The sequence below is a fragment of the Methanoculleus sp. genome (assembly GCF_020696975.1).
Taxonomy (GTDB): Archaea; Halobacteriota; Methanomicrobia; order Methanomicrobiales; family Methanoculleaceae; genus Methanoculleus.
Genome location: NZ_JAJGBK010000024.1, coordinates 85,990 through 94,680, shown reverse-complemented (window position 1 = coordinate 94,680; position 8,691 = coordinate 85,990). Strand labels below are relative to the sequence as shown.

Sequence of the window (8,691 nt, the reverse complement as noted above, 5' to 3'; positions counted from 1 at the left end):
GGTGTCGGTGTCACGTTCACTGTCGGGGTCGGTGTCACGTTCACCGTCGGTGTCGGTGTCACGTTCACCGTCGGTGTCGGTGTCACGTTCACCGTCGGTGTCGGTGTCACGTTCACCGTCGGTGTCGGTGTCACATTCACTGTCGGGGTCGGTGTCACATTCACTGTCGGGGTCGGTGTCACATTCACTGTCGGGGTCGGTGTCACGTTAACGGACGGCAGTCCTCCGGTCACGTTGAAGGCCTGCTGGACGGGGCTCCCGTTCAGAAGTACCGGTACGTCAGGACCAGGGAACTCGTGAACGCCCTGCACCCCCTGGTCGAGATGGAGCATGGCGTAGAGCACCGGTGTGGCGTTCTCAACCTCGATTGCTACGGTCACGTTCTCGTTCACGCCCGGGGTGATCGGGCTGTAGCCAATGATGGCTCCCGGCGTTCCGTTCAGGTCCGCGTGGATGTCCGCCCAGCCCGGCCGGTGGATTGTAGCGTTGTCAACGACCACCGTAGCGTTCATAATCGGTTGGTCGGAGATGTTGACGACTGGCGTCACGGTCAGGTTCATCGGTGGTGTGGGAGTCACATTCACTGTCGGTGACGGGGTGACGTTCACCGGTGGTGTGGGAGTCACATTCACCGTCGGTGACGGGGTGACGTTCACCGGTGGTGTGGGAGTCACGTTCACCGTCGGGGTCGGCGTCACGTTCACCGTCGGAGTCGGCGTCACGTTCGCGGCTGCCTCGGATACGCTCGCGTTGACTATCAGCGTATACGAAGCGTTCACGATGGAATGGGACGGAGGTCCGTAGGAGTAGGTCACGTTGTCGCCGTCGGTCACGTTCGTCACCGCAGGTCCGGCCATACCCCGCTCATCGTTAATCCAATACGTCCAGGCATACGATGTCCCGTTCATTACCTCATTCTCAATTGTCTGGTTCTCTTCATTCGTGATCGAGAAGATGCTGAGGTTTCCCTGTTCCGGAGGCAGCCCCTCAGCGACCTGATACTCGAATCCACCAAGTTCCGAGGCTACGTCAAGTGCTCCGAGCACGCTTACCTGGGGCACCTGATACGTTTCGGTACTGTTTATGGGTGTAATGTTCACAGTCTCATCAGGGTTCAGTTCGACAGGTCCCTCCCCGATCAGGACTGCCATACTTGCGGCAGTGATCGAAAGGAGAAGGATAATGCCCAAACTGAACATTAAAGGTCGTTTCATACAGTATCCCCCCTTGCGGGCAGATGAATATGGTGCGGAGTATAAAAATATTGTCATAAAATTTAATGAACGTTCATAAAGACAAAAACCGGCAAAGTGAGGTGTTTCAGGAAATTTGCCTCCGGGATCCATATGACTCCCGTAGCACCACGTATGGTCGCGAAAGTCTCCGGACAGGTACAAACTGTTCCTCCGTTTACAGCGGCCGATCGGCCGTTCTGGCACCAGATAGTCCGGCAAAGCGAAGACCGCCGGCTGGTCGGAGGACTGATACCCCGGCAGCCCGGCATACTTACCGGTGGTCGGGTTGGCGTTGGTCCGGGGTTATCAATGTCCCGAAAAAGAGCTGGAGCAAGACCGGGTAACGGGTGAATGCCCTGTGGATGATGCCGGGGACGGCAGCAGCCTGTGCCGTCCTCTATCCCGGTCTTCCACTATCCGGTTCATGCCATGATTGTCTCGCCCAACAGCCCTGACTCGTTCTCCGTCATTGTCTGGTTTCCAGTCGCGGTCAGGTTCAGAGATGGCGGCACCAGCACCTGATCGATGATGTGGATCACACCGTTGGTCGCATTGATGTCCATCATGGTGACGGTGGTGTTCTCGACCATGATCTCGCCGTTGCTGACCGTGACGTTCAGACTCTCACCGGAGAGCGTGTTGAGCGTCGTCATGTTCCCGGCCTGTCCACCCTCACCGAGAAGCCCGCTGAAGATATCAAGGATCCCCCCGTCAGACTGGCCTCCGGTCTGGTTCTGGCTCATGTTGGTGAGGTTCTCCGATGTGTACTCACCCTCAACAACGTGGTACTGAAGAACCATGGTCAGATTATTGGGCTCGTTCATGAGCTGGCTGACGGTATCGTTGCCGAGAGTGTTGAACGCTTCATCGTTTGGAGCAAAGACCGTGTACGGACCGCCAGAGTTCAGAGTATCAAAGAGTTCAGTCGTATTGATCGCTTCAGCAAACCTTGTCAGGTTCTGGTCCTGGCTGATGTATTCGGCAATCGTCATATTTACCGTCTGATTATCCATCTGCCCGACCTCGCCGGCCGGTGTCATCGTTGCATTCTCGTCTCCGACTACTGCCGCTGTCACACCAAACGGCATCGCCAGAAGGACGAGGAGGCACGCGCATAGACCTATCCGTCGTCTCATACAATCCATCCCCCCTTGGGAGGGGGGAGGATAAGTGCTGGATTATATAAATGTTGTTATACCCTTGGTGAAAATCCGGATGGCAGAACCAGCGGTCTGAACAACTTCGTTCGCCGGACTGCCGGGGATGCGAGCGATCCGCATCCATTCCCGCCCTCTGAAAACACCGCCCCGGAAGGCTCTCCACCGCCTTGAGATCCGGGGCCTAAAGCCGTATCAGGACAGCCTTCTCCTCCATATACTCCTCGAGCGCCCGGCTGCCGTTCTCACTGCCGATACCGCTCGATTTCGTCCCCCCGAACGGCACTTCGGGTGGAATCCTCAGGTGTTGGTTCACCCAGACGATCCCCGCTTCGAGATCTTCTGTCGCCCGGGCAATCACATCCGCGCTCCGGGTCCATACCGACGCCCCGAGGCCGTAACGGCTGTTGTTCGCGAGTTCAAGCGCCTCATCGAGGCCCGGCACGGTCGCGATCGGCAGCACCGGGCCGAAGACTTCCTCCGAGAAGAGGACGGAGTCGTAGGGGACATCTGTGATGAGCGTCGGGAGGAAGAAGAACCCGTGTTTGTACGCCTCACCGTCCGGCGTCCGCCCCCCTGCGATGATCTTTCCCTCATCCCGCTCCCGGGCAGTATCGACCTGTGTGACGACCCGCATAAAGCCCGCACGGTTGTTCAGCGGCCCCATCCCGACACCCCGGTCCATGCCGTTCCCGACGACAATCGCCTCGACCCTCGCCGTCAGCCGCCGGATGAACTCCTCCGCGATCGATTCAAAGACGTAGAGTCTTTTAACCGCCGTGCAGACCTGACCGCAGTTGTAGAACCGGCCCCGGATGACACCCTCGACCGCCGCTTTGATATCGGCATCATCACAGACGATCATGGGATCGCTTCCCCCGAGTTCCAGCGTGAGGTGCTTCAGTGCCGGTGCGGCGTCCAGAGCGACCTGTCTCCCGGTCCCGACCTCGCCGGTGAACGAGACCTTCCGAACGCCCGGGTTCCTCGCGATCTCCCGGCCGACCGTCTCCCCCGGGCCGGTGACGACGTTGAGAACACCGGGCGGGAGCCCCGCCTCCCCGAGGATCTCCGCGAGTTTCATGCAGGTCAGCGGGGCGGTCCGGGCAGGCTTCAGAATCATCGTATTCCCTGCCGTCAGGGCCGCCCCGATCTTCCAGCCCATGATGATCGCCGGCATATTCCAGGGGATGATCGCGCCGCAGATGCCGAGCGGGCGTCTCTGCACGGTAGCGCGGCCGTAGCCCCGGATCTTCAGGAACTCGCCCTGCTTTCCCGCGGAGAGGGCATGGTAGTACTCAAGGATGTTTGCAAACCCGTTGATCTCGTCGACCGCCTCACGGATGGGCTTTCCCTGCTCGGTGGTCAGGAGCGCTCCGAGATCGGTGTTCCTGCGGCGCACCTCCTCCGCGGCGAAGAGGAGGACTTTCGAGCGGTCTCGGGGACTTCTCGCGGACCAATCCGAAAACGCCTCTCCGGCGGCTTCTACAGCGGATCGAACGTCGTCCTCGCTGCCGAACGGCGCCTCGTCGACCAACTCGCCTGTCGCAGGATTACGCACCTCAAATACCTTCCCGGAGACCGAATCACGCCACTCGCCGTTGATCAGCATCTTCATGCGTGATCTTATAGACCGGGGTGGTAATATGCACTCTGTCAACCGGAGTATTCGCACCGGCACCTGCCGATGGTGAGCGCTATCGCCGCCGACATCCCGGCCAACAGGAGGAATGCGGCCAGGAATCCAAACAAACCCGCGACCAGCCCTGCAAGGGTGGAGAGAAACGTGAACCCGGCATAGGACGCGGTGTTAAAAATCCCGGTCATCACGCCCTGCTGAACCCTCGTCTCCGCCAGGAACGCAAGAACCGCGACGATGATCACGCCCGACAGCGCCCCGATGGCGGGAAAGGCATAGGGCGTGACGTAGCCCGCCAGAACCGCCGCCGCCATCAGGAGCGAGGCGGCCCGGATGGTCGGAACGGGACGGAAGTTGATCCGGGGAGCCACGAGAACGGCAACGATGGTCGCGATATTGATCGTCGCAAGCTGCAGGGCGAGCACCGACGAGTCGTTCCCGGTGTACTCGGGGTAGACGGCCGCCACCGCCCCGGTCATCCCCACGAGAACGACCGCCGCGGCAAAGAGCCAGAAATAGTTCCGCACGATCGCTGTGAAATCCGCCTTCGCAAAGCCTGTGCGCTCGCTCTCCCGGACGACGAAGCTCATTGCAGCCGCGGGGACCGCAAGCACCGTAAAGAGAGCAATCCCTGCAAGGTGGTTGTCGAATGCCGCGTCAAGCCAGCCCGTTGCAAGAAGCCCCACAACCAGACCAAGGTTCAAGGCCGCCATGACGTAGCCGCTGAGCTGCCCGGCCGACGGCTGCGAGTTCGCCCACGCGAGCGCCGCCGAGAGGAAGAGCCCGGCCCCGATCCCCTCAACCACCCGGAAGACGAGGAGCGGCAGGCCCGAAGGAAAGAGCAGGATGAGGATGCCGCTTGCAAGGGTCAGGAGAAGCCCGGTGCGGATGAGGGGCACGCTGCCTATCCGGTCGCTTGCGATCCCCGCTGGCAGCACCGTGACAAACGCGCCCAAAAAGTATGCGGAGTAGACCACGCCCTGCAGCGCCGCCCCCTCGGCAAAATCGGGGAGTACCGGGACGACGGCGTTTGAGAGCGCCATCACCACGAATATCCCGAGGAGAATGGGCAGGTTTCGCAGCATACCTAGATCATGCGGTATGTCTCAAGGTTCAGGGGGGAATGGGTCTCGATACGGTGCCGCTTATAGATGGAACTCGCAAGGTCGATTGTCTTGTTCTCGTCGCCGTGGATGGTGAAGATCTTCTCCGGGCGCGGCTGAAGATGGGCAACGTAGTTCATCAACTGCTTCCGGTCCGAGTGGCCGGAGAACCCGTCGCTCGTCGCGATCTCGAGGTTGATCACGATCGTCTCGCGCCACCCGAGCGGGATCTCACGCCATCCTTTCTGGATACGCCGCCCGAGCGTCCCTTCCGCCTGGTAGCCGACAAAGACGAGTGCGTTGCGCTCATCGGGGCCCAGAGCCTTGAGGTATTCCATCACCGGCCCGCCGCTCAGCATACCGCTCGTGGTGATGATAACGCAAGGGTCGCCCGAGATCACCTTCTCGCGGAGGTCGGGGGAGTCCACCTGGACGAAGGCCTCAGAGAGGAAGGGATTCAATCCCTCGCGGAAGATCTGGTTCCGCAGATCGCTGTTAAGGTACTCCGGGTAGGTCGTGTGGATCGCCGTTGCTTCCTTGATCATGCCGTCGAGGTAGATCTTCACCGGCGGAATCTTCTGCCGCCGGATCCCCTCCTCAAGGGCGAGCATGACCTCCTGCGACCGGCCGACGGCGAACGCGGGGATGATCACCTTGCCGCCGCGCTGGATCGTCGTCGAGACCGTCTCGTAGAGTTTATCCTCCGCGTCTTTCCTCTGGGGCTGAATATCGTTCGACCCGCCGTAGGTGCTCTCCATAAAGAGCGCTTCAAGCCGCGGGAAGGATGATACCGCCGGGGAGAAGAGCCTGGTCTTCTGGTAGTTGAAGTCCCCGGTGAACGCGATGTTGTAGAGCCCCTCACCGATATGGAAGTGCGCGATGGCCGACCCAAGGATATGCCCTGCGTTATGGAAGGTGAGCTTGACATCGGGGGCGATATCGGTCACGCTGCCGTAGTTGAGCGTGATTGAGTGCTTCATGTAGGCCTTCACCTCGTTTGAGGTGTAGGGGATCTTGTCCGTCTCCTTCCGGACAACGTCCAGGTAGTCAAGCTGGAGCATCGCCGAGAGGTCCCTCGTCGGCGGGGTCGAGTAGACCGGCCCCTCGTAGCCGTATTTGTAGAGGAGGGGAACGAGAGCACAGTGGTCAAGGTGCGCATGGGTGAGCACCACCGCATCAAGCGTATCAAGGGGATAGATCTCGGGCACGTAGAGGTACGGCGTCCCGTTCGTGGTACTGCCCGGCTTCTCCCCACAGTCTACCAGGATTTTGCTCTCCGGTGTCGAGATCAGGAACGCAGCGCGGCCGACCTCACGGCAGCACCCGAGCGTCGTGACCCGCAGCCACTGGTCTTTGCTCGTGACCTCCCGGTGGATGCGGCGGCCGATCGTCCGCAGGAATGCTTTGCGCTCGTCTTTGACCGACCGCAGATAGGTGCGGATCTGCTTCACCGTCGAACTCTCGATAGGCGGTGTCCGGACAACCTTCGGCGTCCAGCCGATCTGCTTTGTGATCTCGCGGAGGGTTATGCCGTTCTTGCCGATGACCACACCGGGCTTCTCCGCCTCGATCAGGACCTCACCCGTCTCCGGGTCGAAGAAGAGATCCGTGATCCCCGCGTTCTCCGGGACAACGGCCCGGATCTCCTGGGCCGCCCGTTCCGGGTCTTCAAGAATATTCGGGCGCACGACGATGCGTTTGCGCAAGTCGCGCGCAAGTATTTTTATCAGGTCTGCCTGGTCGGCAAACTGTTTCGGATCATCCGTATAGATTACAAGTTCAGGCCCTTCAAACTCGACGTCTGATATCGTAATCCCGCTGGGAACAATCTTGTTGATCTGCTCCTTAAGTTCCCGAAGTTTCTCATCAATCACCATTAAAATCGTCCTAAAAAATGTTAGGTTGTCGGGCGGGCCACAGATGGCCTTTGCAGCCCGCGTTCTATGTGTTCCTCGTATTTGTCCTTCGTGATCACGACCACCATGATATCCTCCCCGGATGCTGAGTCACGGCGCATCGCAGACCGGACAGCGCGGACGGCGAGGTCCTGCGCCTCATCCTCCTTCATATCGGGGCGATACTGGTCCTCGAGCACGCCGTAGGCGAAGGGAGAGCCGGAACCGGTGGCGACGATCTCTTCCTCCTTGGTCGCCCCGCCCATGGCATCGACGGAGTAGATGCTCGGTCCCTGCTCGTCGAACCCACCCATCAGGAGCTGAACGTAGTAAGGATAGTAGCGGTTCTGGTTCAAATAGTTCGAGAGCAGGGTCGATGCCGCACCGACCGACAGGGTCTTGCCGCGACGCATCTCAAAGAGGTTGCACTCGACCTGCAGGATCCGGACGAGCTGCTGCGCGTCACCGACGCCGCCTGCCGTGGTCAGGCCGATCCTCGGCGTAATCTGATAGATCTTCTTGGCACGCTTGCTCGCGATCATGTTGCCCATCGTCGCCCGCATCTCAGTAGCGAGGACGACCCCGCCGTCAAAGACAAGCCCTACGGTGGTTGTACCTTTCATAATTTCTTGGGAAGTATCAAGCATTGAAGCACCCCTAAAACCATTAAAACACTTAATCTCGCTCAAAAGCGGTTAAGCGTATAGCGATACCATAAAACATAAATTTATCGTCGTACCGACTTCGGGCACGACATGATAAGCAACTATATGTTATATGAATGTTGCCCCTTAACTCTTTCGTAACCCCTGCTGGTCCGGCAGCAGGACTTTGATCAACTCCCGATCGAAGAGCATGGCGATGAGCCGCTTGTTCCCGTTGACCACCGGGAGCTGATCAACTCGGGCACGCCTCATCTTCAGTGCGCACTCCCCGACCTCGGCATTCAGGGGAACGGCGAGAACATTCTTGACCATCGCGTTCTTCACCGGGATGGGAAGCAGCTGGATCCGTGAGATACCGTAGCTGATGGTGTGCATATCCCGGATGCTCTCCCATGTCCACTCATCATCGTCGGTACCGTTCGAGAAGTCACTGACCTCGACGCCGTCCTCGATGCGGGTATGCCTGATAAGGTCCCGCTCCGATATGATGCCGGTCAGCGTGCCGTCCTCCATCAGGATGGGGATAGCGTCGTAGCCGGAGATCTCGAGAATCCGCCCGACGAGCGAGAGAGGCGTATCCTCCCAGAGGGCATAGGTCTTGCTGACGTAGCTGTCCTTGATCGGGGTCGTAAGGCGCATCTGGGCAATGGCGCCGATGAGGTCGGCCACGCTGATGATCCCGATCATCGACCCGTCTTCCACAACCGGGAGCCTCCTGATGTTGTGCCGCACCATCAGCATGGCTGCTTCCTGGATGGGGGCGTCGGGCCTGATGACAACCGGATCAGGCGTCATCAGGAGGCCGAGCTGGGTCTCTTCAGCCTTGCGGAGGAGGTCCTTTCGGGTGATGATGCCGACGAGCTCGCCGTCCTTCAAGACCGGTACGCCGCTTATGCCCGTGCGCTTTAATATGCGCAGGACATCGTCCCGGTTCCCGGGGATCTCGACGCAGACGACGTCGGTGATCATAAAGTCCCGGACGAGCATCTGCCCTGAAGGG

The 8,691-nt window shown here is 59.7% G+C and carries 7 protein-coding genes; all 7 read right to left on the bottom strand.

What is annotated here, in order from left to right; all coding sequences use genetic code 11:
• The coding region (locus QZ650_RS07755) for a hypothetical protein (RefSeq protein WP_292522482.1) at nt 1-1,151 on the bottom strand (1,151 nt) is incomplete at its 3' end.
• Nucleotides 1,152-1,657: 506 nt separating this feature from the next.
• Complete coding sequence (locus QZ650_RS07750; protein ID WP_292521417.1) at nt 1,658-2,371, bottom strand: fasciclin domain-containing protein; 714 nt, start codon at nt 2,369-2,371, stop codon at nt 1,658-1,660.
• 205 nt (nt 2,372-2,576) lie between these two features.
• Nucleotides 2,577-4,007: an aldehyde dehydrogenase family protein gene (locus QZ650_RS07745; RefSeq protein WP_292521415.1), complete on the bottom strand. Its 1,431-nt coding sequence runs from the start codon at nt 4,005-4,007 to the stop codon at nt 2,577-2,579.
• A 38-nt stretch (nt 4,008-4,045) separates the two neighbouring features.
• A complete protein-coding gene (locus tag QZ650_RS07740) occupies nt 4,046-5,113 on the bottom strand; it encodes an MFS transporter (protein ID WP_292521413.1) in 1,068 nt (355 codons plus the stop codon).
• Between the two features lie 2 nt (nt 5,114-5,115).
• The gene (locus tag QZ650_RS07735) at nt 5,116-7,008 is read right to left on the bottom strand and encodes a beta-CASP ribonuclease aCPSF1 (protein WP_292521411.1); all 1,893 of its coding nucleotides are present in this window, start codon (nt 7,006-7,008) and stop codon (nt 5,116-5,118) included.
• Between the two features lie 20 nt (nt 7,009-7,028).
• Nucleotides 7,029-7,673: an archaeal proteasome endopeptidase complex subunit beta gene (gene psmB, locus QZ650_RS07730; RefSeq protein ID WP_292521409.1), complete on the bottom strand. Its 645-nt coding sequence runs from the start codon at nt 7,671-7,673 to the stop codon at nt 7,029-7,031.
• A gap of 144 nt (nt 7,674-7,817) precedes the next feature.
• Nucleotides 7,818-8,678 carry a CBS domain-containing protein gene (locus QZ650_RS07725; protein ID WP_292521407.1) on the bottom strand — a complete coding sequence of 287 codons (861 nt, stop codon included), beginning with the start codon at nt 8,676-8,678 and terminating at the stop codon, nt 7,818-7,820.
• Between the last annotated feature and the right edge of the window lie 13 nt (nt 8,679-8,691).